This window comes from Microbacterium sp. (genome assembly GCF_035556355.1).
GTDB lineage: Bacteria > Actinomycetota > Actinomycetes > Actinomycetales > Microbacteriaceae > Microbacterium.
Genome location: NZ_DATMFG010000037.1, coordinates 37,209 through 49,774, shown reverse-complemented (window position 1 = coordinate 49,774; position 12,566 = coordinate 37,209). Strand labels below are relative to the sequence as shown.

Sequence of the window (12,566 nt, the reverse complement as noted above, 5' to 3'; positions counted from 1 at the left end):
TGCGGAGGCGCGGCGGGCGGATGCGGAGGCGCGGCGGGCGGATGCGGAGGCGCGGCGGGCGGACGCGGAGGCAGGACTACTGATCGAGCAAATGCTCGGCGCCAAGGAAGAGCGTCTCGCGAGAATGAGGCAGGAAGTGCCGGACGTCGACAATGCGGTCGACGAAGCATTCTCCGAGGCCTCCGCACTCTTCAACGAACGGAACGCGCAACTCAACAGCTTGACGTTCCGTCAATTCGAGCGCGTCGTTGGGGTCCTGGCTCGGCTGGGTCGCTATCAGGTCTCGCTCGTCATCGAGAAGCAGGGCGACGAACCCGGCGACCGCGGGCAAGCAGGTTGGCGGCCGGCAGAACCGTAGTGCAGACACGCCCGACTCAAACGAAAAAGCCCCTACCTCGGGATGAGGCAGGGGCCTTCGTTCAGGATGCGGCGAGGAACGCGCGGCAGGCGTCGCGTGCGAGAGACTGGGCGGAGATGACGTCGAAGTCGCGGCCCGTTGCGAGGCGCGCCCACGAGACGAGCTCTCGGCGGTAGAGAGCGCGCCAGGCGCCTGGGGCAGAGAGGTCGACGAGGACGGGCTCGCTTGCGAGCGGGACGGTCACAGATGCCATTGCAAACCAATCGACGGGGCGCGCCGCTAGCATCGGCGCATGTCGAGAATCGAAGAGTTCCTTGAAGCCATCGGGCAAGAGCCATCGCCGGAGCAAGCGCGCAAGTTCGAGATGGCGGTCCTTGAGGTCATCTCGTCGAACTCGGACGAGGTGGGCCGGGCCGCGAGCCGAGGCTTCACGAACAGCAATCGGCAGGGCGGTGGCTGACGCAGAGACGCGCGCGACGGGGGTTGTTGCGGGGAGAGTCAGCCCTCGCCCTTTGCGGCGCGAGAGATGGTGAGGCGGTCGAGGAGGTCCGCCTCGCGCAGGCCGGTGACAGAGCTCAAGAGCGCGTGATGCGCCGCACGGGCGACACGCGCCGGGTCGAGGTCCGGTTGCGTCGCGGCGACGTCGTCTGCGTAGTGGGCGGCGGCTGTGCGGGCGCTCGCTGGGGTCCAGCCGCCCGCGGGGGTGCGGGGCCGCCACTCGGGGAGTGGGTCGACGTCGTCGGCGATGCGGAGGTCGAGGCGGGGCCGGAGGCCGGGCGCCGGTCGATTCGGACGCGGGATCATCGGCGGTGCCACCTCGATCCGGCGAGTTGAGCGCCAGCGGTGGAGGCGGAAGTCGCCGCCTTCGGGGGCACGGTGAGGCCAGCGGCGCGGAGGGTGGTGACGGCATCGCGCCGGAGGGCGCGGACCTCGGCGACGGCGGGGTTGACGACAAGCTGGCCGGTGGAGCCGGTGGTCATGAGTCCGTGCTCGGGGATCGTCGCCGCGAGGTCGTCGGCGAGCGCGATCATCGCGCACGCCTCGAAGAGCGCCGCAAGCTGGGCCGCGGAGGCGGTCGGGTTCTCTTCGGCTACCTCGATGTACGTCGTGCGGGCGGAGTCGCTCCAGTCGCCGGGGAGGGCGTCGTAAGGGGTGCTGTCTGTTGTGGGCATGGTGCTCTGGGACGGGAGTCGGGGCGGGGGTTGTCAAAAAACGGGGGCCGCCTACGCATAGAGCCTCTGGCCCTATGCCGCTCCGGCCTTACGACCTGGCCGGCCCCGTTGAAATGAAGTCGAGTTCGGCTCGGGCCACGCCGCGGACAGGTGGCGAACGGCGAAAGGGGGCGCGCCTCGACGATGCGGCGCGACGTCATCGCAGGAGAGCGAGCGCGCTTGTCGGGCGGTGTCAGATGGCGGAGGCGACGTCAGAACCGGGCGGCGGGGTCGCCGCTTCGGTCGTCGTCTGTCCGTTGAGGTTGTTGAGTGCGCTCTCGGCCCACCTCGCGAGCTCGGGATACTTCCGACGCGGGCGTGCGAGGGCAAACGTGATGATGTCTCGCGCGACCTGTAGCGCGTTCCGCGCGTTCTCCTCCCTGAACTTCACATACGACGGCTCGATGGACAGGGGGAAGTCAGGGTGGCGGATCGGGTCGACGAACCCCGCTGGGGGGTGCACGGCGTCGTTACGGAGCCGGAAAATCATTGCGAACGGCGCCCGGAGAGACTTGGCCGTCTCGTTCGGAAGGTCGAACCCCGTGTGCAGAACGTGGCGCACACGACGAGCCGCGCCGTCGGGAAGCTGGGGAGTCTCGGGAAGGTGGACACGAACGGAGTTCGAGAACGCCTCTAAAGCGAACGCCGAAGCGCAAATGCTGGTCATCGCGTAGCGGAGCTCTTCATCGAGCGACGTCGTGAATTCCTCGGGATGGTCGGGGCCGGGGTTCGCCGCGCGTGCCGCGACAGCGGCGTCTCGAGCCCGCTCGGCGATGTCCAGCCAGGCGGCGAACATATCCCACTGAACCTGTAGGCGGAGCGTGTGCTGGCCGCCGTCGAGACTGATCGTGAGCTCGGCGATTCGCAGACGCGATCCGCGCTGGAGATGCACGCCGCGGTACGCGGCGCTGTCGCTGGCCATGTGGCGAGCGTACCGAGGGGGACCGACAGCCCCGCGCCCGTCCGCATCGTCGCAGACAGAGCGCGGGGCCGTGCGTGTCGCGCCGGGAAACCCCAAACCCGGCCACACGCTCATTGCCGCGCGGGTGACAAGGCCGCCGCAATGTCTCGCCGCGTCCCACCCGGAAGGGTGAAAGGTCCGGGACCGCGAGCTCTCGTCGTGCCATGGCGCGAGCACGGCGAGGAATCTAGGGGCCTCAGCCGCCGAGGATGGCGGCCTCGGCGTCGCGTGCGAGGCGGGGCGGCTCGACGCGGGCGTCGATGCCGTGGCGGCGGAGGAAGGACCGCACCGCGAGGACCGTTCCCTCATTCGGGCGCGAGAGAATCACGCGGCCCATGTTCGGCAGGACGGTCGCGAGGTACGCCGCGGCGAGGAGGTCGAGGTCGTCGCGGCGGAGGCCGTAGAAGGCCTGGGCCGCGTAGGTGACGTTCTCGTACTGGCCCTCGTAGGCGGCGACCGCCAGGCCGGCGCCGACCTCGATGAGGAGGTCGTCGGGCGTGGTCTTGAACGTGAGGAGGATGTCCTCCTCGCGCACGCGGCGGAGGTACTCGATGTGGCGGGGGTCGCGGGTCGTCTTGGTCTTCTTGCGGAGTCGCATGGCGTCCTTCCGGGGTCAGGGATTGTCAGGGTCGGGGTGCCGGGCCGCCCGCCCGGTGAGGGGTAGGCGGCCCGGTGTGTTAGCGCCGTAGCGTCTAGCAGGGTGCGCTGTCCGGTTTACGCGTCGCCAGAGTCGACATTCTCGATATCGGCCTTGACCGTCAGGCCCTCGTCGATCTCCTCGATCTGGGCGGTGCCGGGGGTGTAGTCGGCCTCGCCCTGGCGCTTGGCGTCCTCGGTGCGAGTCACCTTGTACGCCGGGAGGATGCCGACGCCCACCATCGTCGAGACGACGGAGCGCTGGGCCGTGTATGCCGCGTCGTAGTCCTGGAGCGTGCGGAGCTCGAAGCCCTCGAAGTTGGACACGGCGCCTGCCACGCCCGCGGGCACCTCGGGAGCGCGGCTCGCAAGGTACAGGCTGTTGTCGCGGGTCAGGAAGACGATCTCCGTGTCGCCGATGGCCGAGGACTCGACGACATCGAATCCGCGGATCTTGCCGATGGCGCCCTTCGTCAGGGCCGACGGGTCGCCGCCGAGGGCGGGGGCGTCGAGGGCGCCGCTGTCGAGGAGCGCGTCATAGGCCGTCGTGCCCACGAGCGCGACGAGCGGCTCCTGGGCGATGTCGACGCCCTTGGCTCGCATCGCGGCGCGTGCCTTCGTGAACACGCCCACGGGTTTCTGCGGGTCGTAGACGATGGTGTCGTCGACCGTGAGGCCGTCGATCACGTCGGCGAGTGCCGACTCGATCTTCGCCGTGACCGCCGCCGCCTGCGGGTTCAGAACCTGCTTCGCGAGGTCGGTGATGTTCAGCGAGAGGTCGGCCTCCGAGAGGAGGACGGAGCTGTAGGCGTGCACATCGAGCGAGATGGGCTCGCGGAGCTCGTTGATGTTCTCCGAGATGATCGCGTTCGTGACGTCGTCCAGCTTGCGACCGTGCGCGACGAGGGCGCCGCCGCGGGTCAGGTAGACCGTGTTGCCGCGACCGGCCTGGAAGTCGCTCTTGTCGAAGCGGTGCGCGACCGCCGCGAGGTGGAAGTCGCGGACGGCAAGGCGGATCGTCACGTCGCCGACGGCGACGCTGTCGGTGGTGAAAACAGACATGAAGGCGTTTCCTTCGATCAGTTCGGCGCGGTGATGCGCCGGGGGTGGACTGGGAGGAAACCGGCCTGCGGGGTTGACGTCCTGCCGCCTGGGCAGGGTGTCGACGGGCACCAGCCATCGGGCCACGAGCGCGCGCCTGGCGTGCTCACGTGCGCCGTAGGGCGGGTGCCTGGGATTGCGTCCAGCGGCGTTGTCCGGGCGCTCACGTCGCCATGCCGGGCCTGCCCGGTTTGCGTGTGTGAGCGCCGCTGTGACGCCGCGGAGCGTGAGGGATCGCGAGCGATGCTCGCTGGAGCCGTCGGGGACGGGCTCCGGGTCGCTCCGGCGTCGTCGCTCGTCAGCGAGACGCGGGAGCGCACGCCCGGCGCGGGGTGCGCGGGCGAAGCTATGAAGTCGAGATGTGGGCGAGCATCCACGAAGGGAGGCGTCGCGGCTCGCGAGCGCGAGTGCGGAGGACGTCGCGGGCGACGTCCTCGGGGGTGTTGGGGCAGTCGCGGAAGCGGCAGTCGTGGAGGCTCGTCAGGATCCGGCTCTGCGTCGGCCCGTCGAGGGCGGCGAAGTGGAGGCCGTGCTTCGTGCTCATCGGGGCTCCTATTCGCGTCGGAATCTCTCGGCGGCGTGGATGACGGCGCCGTCCGTTCCGGTGGCGGCGAGGCGCTCGCATGGCCGTTCCTCGGCGTCGCGGCGCCGGGCCAGGACGCCGAGGAGAACCTCGCGTTGTTCGGCCCATGCGAGGGTGGCGACGCGGTCGAGGATGGCGTCGGCGAGGATCTGGTCGTCGGGGATGGTCGGCATGGAGTTCTCCTCTCGTGCCTCCGGCTGAGGGAGGCGGTAGCGGCGCTCGTTGCCGGAGCGCGTCTCGACGAGGCCGAGTTCGCGAAAGAGGGCGACGGCGCGGCGGGGCGTGATGGTGACGGGATGCTCCGGGTAGCCCATCTCCTCGGCGATCTCGGGCCACTCGTTCACTGGTTGAGGCGCCGCGCCCTGTCGCTTCTCGAAGCGGGCCCGGTTCCACGCGCCGAGGGCCATGACGTATTGCCGCTCGGCGTCCTCACGAGCCTCGACAGCCTCGTCGGCGAAGTTGACGAGCCCGTCGACGAGCTCGGCGCGGGTGATCGCGTCGGCGGGGAAGGTTCCGTCCTCCTCGCGCCACATCTCCAGGTAGGCGCGGGCGGTGGCGAGCTCGCGTTCCCGGCGACGTGCGCGGCAGGCGCGCTGGCGCTCGGCGGGCGTCATCGGCGCCGGGCGTGGCTCGCGGGGAGCCTTGGGGGCTGGGACGGGCTTGAGGGCGCCGGGGAGCGCGTCGAGGACGGCGGCGAGGTAGGTGTCGACCTCGTCGGCGGTGGCGAAGCGCGTGTAGGCGCGGAGGCCGCGGTAGAGGTCGCTCTGGCTGAGCTCGCGGAGCCCGCGGACGCGCTCGGGCATTGAAGCGACGAGGTTGCGGAGGGACGCCGCGAGCGCCTCGCGGGGGATTGGCTGGGGCTCGCCCTCGACGAGGCGGACGACGTCGCCATCGGCGGAGTGGAAGGTCGGCGCCTCGTCGTCGAGGTGCCGGGCGAAGAAGTAGCGCGCGACGTGAGCCGGGGAGGGGACGCGGTAGTGGTGCGTCCAGGCGGTCTCGGGGTTGTAGAGCTCGATGTAGCGGGCGCGGTCGTCGCGGGGGTTCACGCCGCGGTGGGCGCGGGCGTAGAGGCGGATTGCGTCGGGGACGTCTCGCATGGGGTATCCGATCTTGTGCGCGCCGTTGAGCGTGTCGGCGATCCGGTCTCGCGGGAGGTAGGAGCACGGGCAGGTACGCCAGTAGGCCCAGCCCTCGGACCGGATAACGAGGGTGGGCCTACTGGGCGTTGACCGTGACGGGTGCTCAGGCCGTCGCGGTTGCGCGTTCAGACGCGGCTTGGGTGGGCGCGGATAGCGCCGCGGTCTTGTGAACGCCTCCGCTCGTGCACGATCCGGGCTAGGGCGTGTGCGGCGGGGCGCTCGTCGTGTCGTGGCTTCGAGATTCGACACGTGAAGGGGCGAGCCCTCCACATCTGTGGGGCCGTTACAGCGCTGGGGCGGTGCGCTCGGCGACGTCGGCGAGGCGGCGGAGCTCGGCGATGAGGCGCTCGCGCTCGGGGTCTGTGGGCCGGAGGCTGGCCGCGGCCTCGCGAGCGAGGCGAGCCTGCTCGGCGAGGAGCGCCGCGGCGGTGACGGCGTGCTGAGCCTTGCGCTCGCGGAAGCGGCGGACGCGGCAGGTCGTGCCGCAGGTCTCGGCGTAGGAACGGGCCGCGGTGAATCGGCGTCCGCAGACAGCGCAGTCAATCTCGTAGGTCATGTGCGGCTGTCCTCTCGTGTTCGCAACGGGATGAGGCCGAAGAAGAGCGCCCGCCACGTGGGCGGGCATGATGGTCTCCTCCTGTGTGGATATATGCCGCCTGGGTGCCCACGCCTGCCCAGAAGTCGTTTGGCGTGGGCGAGCTCGTTCCGCCGGGTGGCCGGCGAGGGGCCGGCTGCCCAGACTCGTCGCGCGTGGGTGCAGATGGTGCAGGTTTCGCGGGGCGGGGTCGCGCCGGGCAGGGCGGCGGCGGCCCTAGTGCGTCATGAAACGGTCACGATTCACTCGGAGCGCCGAATCTATATATCTCTTACTAGTCGTCGTCTCGCTCTTGTCGGAATAAAGAAGATCAAGCCCAAATCGGAATCGTGACCGTTTCATGACGCATTCTGTGGCACCGCCGCCCGCTCCGGCGCTCCACCCGCTCGGCGACTGCGTCGTCCCCGACGCGGCGGGGCGTTGCGCCGCCCGCTGAGGCGGGCTCCTATTCGTGGACGAGGGCGTCGAGCTCCGCCTGCACCTTCGCCCACTCCTCGGCGTAGGCGACGAGGATGCGCGCACGCTCGGACGATGGCGCACCGGCCCTCTGCGCCTCTAGGGAGGCCTCGTAGGCGGCCTGGGCGTAGGACTCCTGGAGCGTCTCGGAGTCCGGGCGCGCGGCCACAGAGGCGCGGATCTGCTCGGCATCCATGCCGCCCACGATAGGTGGCTAGTCTTCGCCGAAGGGGTCGGGTTGGCCGTGCCAGACGATGCGGATGCGCTCGTGGGGGAGGAATCGCGCGCCCGGCTTCGGCGCCGCCGTGACGTAGATGCGCTTGATCGCGAGGCGGAGGAGCGCTCGCGCCTCGTTCACCGGGGCGCTCTCGATTGCCGGTAGTGAGAGCTCCGGGTCGAGGAGCGCCGTGAGGTCGACGGCTGGCTCGGGGAGGTCGGCGAGGCGTGCCGCTAGGGTGGCGATGCGCTCGTTGAGCGCGCGGGACACGCGGGCGTAGCGCTCGGCGTCGAGGGTGCCGCGGACGTAGTGGTCTTCGTCAGCCGCCGCGAGTCGTGCGCGCGCCTCGTCGAGTTGCTCGGCGAGCTCCTCGCGCTCGCGGAGCGGTGCAGGGTCGTAGGTCTGGAGCCAGTGCTCGGCGACCGCGGCGAGGATCGGCGACTCGGGATCGTGGGCGGCAAGACCGAAGGCCCACGCGCGCCGGACCGCGGGCTCGATGACGTCGATGGAGACGTTGAGCGGGCGCTCGCAGTCGTTGCCTCCCACGTGCCACTTGCGACAGCGGTACGACCTGCCGAAGGTGTGCGCGGGCCGCTTGCACGACGCGCACCGGAGGAGCCCGCCCAAGAGGCTCTTCGGCTGGCGCACGGGCATGCGACCACGCCCGTAGGCGCGGAGTCGGGAGTCCATGAGGTCGAGGAGTCGCTGACGCTCGCTCTCTGTGACGATGGCCCGCTCGCCGGGCGCCATCAGGGAGACAGTCTCGCCTGTATCCGGGTCGCGCCATGCCTCCGTGCTTGTTGACCACTTGCCCTCGACGCGGCGCTTCTCGGGCATCAGGCCAGCGAGGGCGGGAGAGCGGAGCGCCGCGGAGAGGGTCGACGTGCGCCACGTGCCACCCTGGCGCCGAGTCGGGATGCCGCGAGCGTTCCAGTCTCGGCAGACAGTGAGGAGCGAGTCGCCCGCGAGGACGCGGTCGACGAGCTCGCGGACGAGTGGCGCTTCGTCGGGATGCTGGCGGAGCTTTCGGTCTTCGTCGACGATGTAGCCCCACGGCGCCGTGCCGCCGAGGTACTTGCCCTCCTTCCGGCTGGCCTCCTTCTTGGCTCGCACACGTAGCGAGGTGTTCGCGCTCTCGGCGCGTGCTTGCTCGGACACCATGACGATGACGATGCGGTGACCGGGGATCGACGAGTCGAGCGAGTCCTTGAGGAAGAAGAGGCGTCCTCCGACGGCGTCGACATCGTCGAGCACGGTGCCCACCTGTCCGGCGCCCTGGCGGCTGAGCCGATCAAGCTTCCAAACGGCGAGGGTGCCGACCTCGCCGGACGTGACGGCGCGGATCGCGGCGTCGAAGTCGGGTCGCTTCACGCCGCGCTTGTAGCCTGATTTCCCTGGATCGCGCCATACCTCGCGGACGGTGAGGCCTTCGCGGGTGGCCCACGCGCGGAGGTCGGCCTCCTGGCGCTCCAGCGAGTCCTTGCCCTCCTTGTCGATGGACAGGCGCAGGTACAGGTCGACTAAGGACTTGCGATCAACCTCTTGTCTCGGCATGCCGAGAATGTTATTACGTACGTTCATCCGAGGAAGTGTGGATCAACGCGCCCGACCGCATCTTCATCGCGCGGGGCGGCGTGTCGGAGCGCGTGCCGTTGGCGCTGACGGATGCCGCCATCCGCGACCTCGTCGAGCGCATGCTCCACGCGACCGGGCGCCGCGTCGACCTGAGCCAGCCGTTCGTCGATGCGTCGCTGCCCGACGGCTCGCGCCTCCACGTCGTGATCCCCGATACTGGTAGCGCCGATTGTTGTTGAGTCGCGAATTGACCAGATGTCGGCTGGCTTCCGGGTGGTGGCTGGCCACCGGCCGATCCGTGATTGATCAGCGCATACTGTATAGTTCAGTGCATGCTGACCATTGCTTCACGCCTCGATGTCATGAACCGGCTCGGCCGGGCCATGGCAGACCCGACGCGTTCCCGGATCCTGATGTCCCTGCTCGATGGCCCGAGTTACCCGGCTGTGCTCTCGCGCGAGCTGGAGCTGACGCGCTCGAACGTGTCGAACCATCTCACGTGCTTGCGTGACTGCGGGATCGTGGTCGGCGAACCGGAGGGTCGTCAGACCCGTTACGAGATCGCCGACCCGCACCTCGCCGCCGCGCTTGTCGCGTTGGTGGATGTCACCTTGGCTGTCGACGAGCACGCTCCGTGCGTGGACTCGGCGTGCACGGTGCCGGGGTGCTGCGGAGCGGGGGCTGACGCGTGAGCGCGGCGTGCGGCTGCGAGCATGAGCCTGCCGCCACGGCGGGCGAGGAACACGAGGAGGCCGAGCGGCCCTGGTGGAGGGACCGGAGGGTCATGGTGCCGGTGTTCTCCGGTGTCGCGTTCCTGGCCGGTCTGGTCTTTGAATGGTCCGGCCTCGCGATCCCGGCGCTGGTGCTGTTCTGGATCGGTCTCCTGCTGGGTGCGTCGACGTTCACGCCCGGTGCGATCCGGAAGCTGTTCAAGGGCAAGCTCGGCATCGGACTCCTGATGACGATCAGCGCTGTCGGCGCGGTGATCCTCGGCTACGTGGAGGAGGCCGCAGCGCTGGCGTTCCTGTATTCGATTGCTGAGGCCCTGGAGGACAAGGCGATGGACAGGGCCCGCGGGGGTCTGCGGGCGTTGCTGAAGCTCGTTCCGGAGACCGCGACCGTGCTGCGCGACGGCGGGTCCGTGGAGGTGCAGGCGAAGGAGCTGACGGTCGGCCAGGTCATGGTCGTTCGTCCGGGCGAGCGGATCGCGACCGACGGGATCGTTCGTGCGGGGCGTTCCAGCCTGGACACGTCGGCGATCACCGGGGAATCGATCCCGGTCGAGGTCGGGCCCGGGGATGCGGTGTCGGCCGGCGCGATCAACAGCTCCGGCGCGCTGGAGGTCGAGACGACGGCGGCGGGCACAGACAACTCGCTCACGACCATCGTCGAGTTGGTGGAGCAGGCGCAGACGGAGAAGGGCGAGCGGGCGCGTCTCGCGGACCGGATCGCGCGCCCGCTGGTGCCGGGCGTGCTGATTCTCGCTGCGCTGGTTGCGCTGATCGGGTCGCTGCTGGGCGACCCGGAGGTGTGGATCACCCGCGCGCTCGTCGTGCTGGTCGCCGCCTCTCCCTGCGCGCTGGCGATCTCGGTGCCGCTGACGGTCGTGGCCGCGATCGGCGCGGCGAGCAAGTTCGGCGTGATCATCAAGTCGGGTGCGGTGTTCGAGCGGTTCGGTGCTGTCCGGCACGTCGCTGTCGACAAGACCGGCACCCTGACCCGCAACGAGCCGACGGTTACCGCCGTCCTTACCGCCGACGGCGTGACCGAGACGCAGGCGTTCGCCTGGGCGGCAGCGCTGGAACAGCACAGCACGCATCCTCTCGCTGCGGCGATCACCGCGGCAGCGCCGGGTGTTCCGGCGGCTGCCGGCGTGACCGAGCAGGCGGGGCACGGCATCGAAGGCACCGTCGACGGGGCGAGGATCATAGTCGGCAGCCCCCGCTGGCTTGACGCCGCTGGGCTCGGCGACCGGGTGGCGGTTCTCGAGGAGAAAGGGATGACTGTCGTGATCGTGCACCGTGACGGGGCACCTGTTGCCGCGATCGGCGTCCGTGACGAACTGCGACCAGAAGTCCCCGAAGTCGTCCGCACCCTCGCGGATCAGGGCATCGAGGTGACCATGCTCACCGGCGACAACGCCCGCACCGCTCGTGCACTGGCTGCGCAGGCCGGGATCAATGACGTGCGCGCGGAACTGCGTCCTGAGGACAAGGCGACCGCGATCGGCGAGCTGTCGAAGGCGGGATCGGTCGCGATGATCGGCGACGGCATCAACGACGCTCCGGCCCTCGCGGCCGCCGACATCGGCATCGCGATGGGCGCGACCGGCTCCGATGCCGCGATCGAGTCCGCCGACGTCGCCTTCACCGGCCACGACCTGCGCCTCATCCCGCGGGCGTTCGACCACGCCCGCCGGGGACGGCGGATCATCAACCAGAACATCATCCTGTCGCTGCTGATCATCACCGCGCTGCTCCCGCTCGCCCTGTTCGGGGTCCTGGGTCTCGCCGCCGTCGTCCTTGTCCACGAGATCGCCGAGGTCATCGTGATCCTCAACGGGCTGCGCGCCGCCCGCACCCGCACCCCACGGTTGGAGAGCTGATGCTCGCGACCATCGGCTCCGCGATCGGTCTGTTCGCGGCGACCAACATCGACGACATCGTCGTGCTCACCGTTCTCTTCCTCGCCTCCCGGCGCGGGAGCCCACGACCCTGGCAGATCGTCGCGGGCCAGTACCTCGGGTTCATCACCCTGGTCGTGATCAGCGTGGTCGCCGCCCTCGGCTTGACGATCGTCCCGGACGAATGGGTCGGGTTCCTCGGCCTGATCCCGCTCGGCATCGGCATCTGGACCCTCGTGCGCGGCCTGCGCCGCAACGGAGACGACGATGACGACGACCACAAGATCACTGCGGTCGGGCTGTGGGGCGTAGCGGGGATCACCATCGCCAACGGGGCGGACAACATCTCCCTCTACACGCCGATCTTCCGCACCAGCACCCCCGGCGACGTCGCGATCATGATCGTCGTGTTCCTGATCCTCGTCGCCGTCTGGTGCGCCGCTGGCCGACTGATCGGGACCCACAAGGCCGTCACGGAGACGCTCGAGCGCGTCGAGCACTGGCTCGTTCCCGTCGTCTTCATCGGCCTGGGCCTGTTCATCCTGATCGAATCCGGCGTCATTGTCCGCCTCTTCGAGGTCCTCGCATGACCCCGGACGCGAAAACTGACGTTGAGCGGGCGTCGGAAGAGCAGTCGCAGAGAGGGCGCTGGCGGCTCACGGCCTGGGCGCTGCTGATCGCCGTCCTCGTCGTCCTGGTCGACCAGGGGACGAAGGCGTGGGCCGAGGCCGCCTTGTCGGAGCACGAGCGGATCCCGTTGGTCGGCGACCTGCTGGGCCTGCAGCTCGCGTACAACCCCGGAGCGGCGTTCTCCTTCGGCGAGGGCTCCACCTGGGTGTTCGCTCTCATCGCCGTCGCGGCCACCGTCACTGCGATCGTATTCGCGTTCCGCGTCCGACGCCCTGGGTGGGCGATCGTCATCGGCGCGCTCGGCGGGGCCGCCGCCTCGCACGCCGGCGACAGGCTCTTCCGTGCCCCAGGATTCGCTCGGGGGCACGTCGTGGACTTCCTCGCCTATGGCAACTGGTTCATCGGGAACGTCGCCGACATCGTGATCGTCACCGCCGCGATCGCCGGAGCGCTGTTGATGATCCGCGGCACCGAGAACTGA

17 protein-coding genes and 1 pseudogene are annotated in these 12,566 nt (G+C 69.7%); 7 read left to right on the top strand and 11 right to left on the bottom strand.

Features of this window, described 5'->3' with window-relative positions; all coding sequences use genetic code 11:
• Nucleotides 1–358: hypothetical protein (locus tag VNR19_RS11165; RefSeq protein WP_325726755.1), on the top strand; the 358-nt coding region annotated here is incomplete at its 5' end.
• 61 nt (nt 359–419) lie between these two features.
• Here VNR19_RS11165 and VNR19_RS11160 read toward each other — a convergent pair.
• Nucleotides 420–602, bottom strand: a complete 183-nt coding sequence (locus VNR19_RS11160; protein ID WP_325726753.1) for a hypothetical protein — start codon at nt 600–602, stop codon at nt 420–422.
• Between the two features lie 48 nt (nt 603–650).
• Between VNR19_RS11160 and VNR19_RS11155 the strand changes: the two genes are divergently transcribed.
• The gene (locus VNR19_RS11155) at nt 651–818 is read left to right on the top strand and encodes a hypothetical protein (RefSeq protein WP_325726751.1); all 168 of its coding nucleotides are present in this window, start codon (nt 651–653) and stop codon (nt 816–818) included.
• Nucleotides 819–856: 38 nt separating this feature from the next.
• Here the strand turns inward: VNR19_RS11155 and VNR19_RS11150 are convergent, their stop codons facing one another.
• The 10 genes from VNR19_RS11150 to VNR19_RS11105 form a co-directional block, all read right to left on the bottom strand.
• A complete protein-coding gene (locus VNR19_RS11150; protein ID WP_325726749.1) occupies nt 857–1,162 on the bottom strand; it encodes a hypothetical protein in 306 nt (101 codons plus the stop codon).
• Nucleotides 1,159–1,530 carry a P27 family phage terminase small subunit gene (locus VNR19_RS11145; RefSeq protein ID WP_325726747.1) on the bottom strand — a complete coding sequence of 124 codons (372 nt, stop codon included), beginning with the start codon at nt 1,528–1,530 and terminating at the stop codon, nt 1,159–1,161. Before VNR19_RS11145 ends, VNR19_RS11150 begins: the two co-directional genes overlap by 4 nt.
• 232 nt (nt 1,531–1,762) lie before the next feature.
• On the bottom strand, nt 1,763–2,491 hold the full coding sequence (locus tag VNR19_RS11140) for a hypothetical protein (protein ID WP_325726745.1): 729 nt from the start codon (nt 2,489–2,491) through the stop codon (nt 1,763–1,765).
• Between the two features lie 235 nt (nt 2,492–2,726).
• Nucleotides 2,727–3,128 carry a hypothetical protein gene (locus VNR19_RS11135; protein WP_325726743.1) on the bottom strand — a complete coding sequence of 134 codons (402 nt, stop codon included), beginning with the start codon at nt 3,126–3,128 and terminating at the stop codon, nt 2,727–2,729.
• A gap of 116 nt (nt 3,129–3,244) precedes the next feature.
• Nucleotides 3,245–4,228, bottom strand: coding sequence for a major capsid protein (locus tag VNR19_RS11130; protein WP_325726741.1), 984 nt, complete (start codon nt 4,226–4,228; stop codon nt 3,245–3,247).
• A 385-nt stretch (nt 4,229–4,613) separates the two neighbouring features.
• A complete protein-coding gene (locus tag VNR19_RS11125) occupies nt 4,614–4,811 on the bottom strand; it encodes a hypothetical protein (protein ID WP_325726739.1) in 198 nt (65 codons plus the stop codon).
• Between the two features lie 8 nt (nt 4,812–4,819).
• Nucleotides 4,820–5,947 carry a hypothetical protein gene (locus VNR19_RS11120; protein ID WP_325726737.1) on the bottom strand — a complete coding sequence of 376 codons (1,128 nt, stop codon included), beginning with the start codon at nt 5,945–5,947 and terminating at the stop codon, nt 4,820–4,822.
• A 325-nt stretch (nt 5,948–6,272) separates the two neighbouring features.
• A complete protein-coding gene (locus VNR19_RS11115) occupies nt 6,273–6,545 on the bottom strand; it encodes a hypothetical protein (RefSeq protein WP_325726735.1) in 273 nt (90 codons plus the stop codon).
• A 484-nt stretch (nt 6,546–7,029) separates the two neighbouring features.
• The gene (locus tag VNR19_RS11110; protein ID WP_325726733.1) at nt 7,030–7,236 is read right to left on the bottom strand and encodes a hypothetical protein; all 207 of its coding nucleotides are present in this window, start codon (nt 7,234–7,236) and stop codon (nt 7,030–7,032) included.
• An 18-nt stretch (nt 7,237–7,254) separates the two neighbouring features.
• Nucleotides 7,255–8,811 carry a recombinase family protein gene (locus tag VNR19_RS11105; RefSeq protein ID WP_325726731.1) on the bottom strand — a complete coding sequence of 519 codons (1,557 nt, stop codon included), beginning with the start codon at nt 8,809–8,811 and terminating at the stop codon, nt 7,255–7,257.
• A 29-nt stretch (nt 8,812–8,840) separates the two neighbouring features.
• Between VNR19_RS11105 and VNR19_RS11100 the strand changes: the two are divergent.
• The 5 genes and pseudogenes from VNR19_RS11100 to VNR19_RS11080 all read left to right on the top strand — a co-directional run.
• Nucleotides 8,841–9,047 (top strand): annotated as a pseudogene (locus VNR19_RS11100) (CpaF family protein); the annotation flags it as partial.
• Between the two features lie 117 nt (nt 9,048–9,164).
• A complete protein-coding gene (gene cmtR / locus VNR19_RS11095) occupies nt 9,165–9,524 on the top strand; it encodes a Cd(II)/Pb(II)-sensing metalloregulatory transcriptional regulator CmtR (RefSeq protein ID WP_056207198.1) in 360 nt (119 codons plus the stop codon).
• Complete coding sequence (locus VNR19_RS11090; RefSeq protein WP_056207196.1) at nt 9,521–11,437, top strand: heavy metal translocating P-type ATPase; 1,917 nt, start codon at nt 9,521–9,523, stop codon at nt 11,435–11,437. Before cmtR ends, VNR19_RS11090 begins: the two co-directional genes overlap by 4 nt.
• Entirely contained in the window at nt 11,437–12,045 is a 609-nt protein-coding gene (locus VNR19_RS11085; protein ID WP_056207194.1) for a cadmium resistance transporter, read from the top strand. Before VNR19_RS11090 ends, VNR19_RS11085 begins: the two co-directional genes overlap by 1 nt.
• Nucleotides 12,042–12,566 (top strand): signal peptidase II, encoded by a 525-nt coding sequence (locus tag VNR19_RS11080; protein ID WP_082483053.1) that lies wholly within the window; start codon nt 12,042–12,044, stop codon nt 12,564–12,566. Before VNR19_RS11085 ends, VNR19_RS11080 begins: the two co-directional genes overlap by 4 nt.

Excerpts from the sequence above, each read along its gene's own strand:
- VNR19_RS11130 (WP_325726741.1), bottom strand. The coding sequence starts at position 4,228 with ATGTCTGTTTTCACCACCGACAGCGTCGCCGTCGGCGACGTGACGATC.
- cmtR (WP_056207198.1), top strand. The coding sequence starts at position 9,165 with ATGCTGACCATTGCTTCACGCCTCGATGTCATGAACCGGCTCGGCCGG.
- VNR19_RS11110 (WP_325726733.1), bottom strand. The coding sequence starts at position 7,236 with ATGGATGCCGAGCAGATCCGCGCCTCTGTGGCCGCGCGCCCGGACTCC.
- VNR19_RS11085 (WP_056207194.1), top strand. The coding sequence starts at position 11,437 with ATGCTCGCGACCATCGGCTCCGCGATCGGTCTGTTCGCGGCGACCAAC.
- VNR19_RS11150 (WP_325726749.1), bottom strand. The coding sequence starts at position 1,162 with ATGATCCCGCGTCCGAATCGACCGGCGCCCGGCCTCCGGCCCCGCCTC.
- VNR19_RS11135 (WP_325726743.1), bottom strand. The coding sequence starts at position 3,128 with ATGCGACTCCGCAAGAAGACCAAGACGACCCGCGACCCCCGCCACATC.
- VNR19_RS11105 (WP_325726731.1), bottom strand. The coding sequence starts at position 8,811 with ATGCCGAGACAAGAGGTTGATCGCAAGTCCTTAGTCGACCTGTACCTG.
- VNR19_RS11115 (WP_325726735.1), bottom strand. The coding sequence starts at position 6,545 with ATGACCTACGAGATTGACTGCGCTGTCTGCGGACGCCGATTCACCGCG.
- VNR19_RS11145 (WP_325726747.1), bottom strand. The coding sequence starts at position 1,530 with ATGCCCACAACAGACAGCACCCCTTACGACGCCCTCCCCGGCGACTGG.
- VNR19_RS11080 (WP_082483053.1), top strand. The coding sequence starts at position 12,042 with ATGACCCCGGACGCGAAAACTGACGTTGAGCGGGCGTCGGAAGAGCAG.
- VNR19_RS11140 (WP_325726745.1), bottom strand. The coding sequence starts at position 2,491 with ATGGCCAGCGACAGCGCCGCGTACCGCGGCGTGCATCTCCAGCGCGGA.
- VNR19_RS11155 (WP_325726751.1), top strand. The coding sequence starts at position 651 with ATGTCGAGAATCGAAGAGTTCCTTGAAGCCATCGGGCAAGAGCCATCG.
- VNR19_RS11125 (WP_325726739.1), bottom strand. The coding sequence starts at position 4,811 with ATGAGCACGAAGCACGGCCTCCACTTCGCCGCCCTCGACGGGCCGACG.
- VNR19_RS11120 (WP_325726737.1), bottom strand. The coding sequence starts at position 5,947 with ATGCGAGACGTCCCCGACGCAATCCGCCTCTACGCCCGCGCCCACCGC.